We start from the raw sequence: 239 nt of genomic DNA, 5'->3' as shown, positions 1-239 counted from the left end.
CATCCGCCGCCGCGCCGTGCACGAGCGTGCGGGCGACACGCAGGATGGCAGCATCGAGCTGGCCCTGTCGCGCCTGCGCCGCGCGGGCATCACGCCGCAGACCATCGCGCAGACGCTGGCGGGCAGCCACGTCGCCCCCGTGCTCACGGCGCACCCCACCGAGGTGCAGCGCAAGAGCATTCTGGACGCCGAACGCGGCATCGCCCAACTGCTCGCCGCGCGCGACGACGTCCAGGCGC

The 239-nt window shown here is 74.9% G+C and carries 1 protein-coding gene; it reads left to right on the top strand.

What is annotated here, in order from left to right; all coding sequences use genetic code 11:
* A partial coding sequence (locus VTU_RS26135) for a phosphoenolpyruvate carboxylase (RefSeq protein ID WP_010102249.1) occupies positions 1–239 on the top strand: 239 nt, incomplete at both ends.

This window comes from Verminephrobacter aporrectodeae subsp. tuberculatae At4 (assembly GCF_000193225.1).
GTDB classification, from domain to species: Bacteria; Pseudomonadota; Gammaproteobacteria; order Burkholderiales; family Burkholderiaceae_C; genus Acidovorax; species Acidovorax aporrectodeae.
The sequence above is the reverse complement of the archived record's forward strand: the minus strand, read 5'-3'. Positions and strand labels throughout refer to the sequence as shown.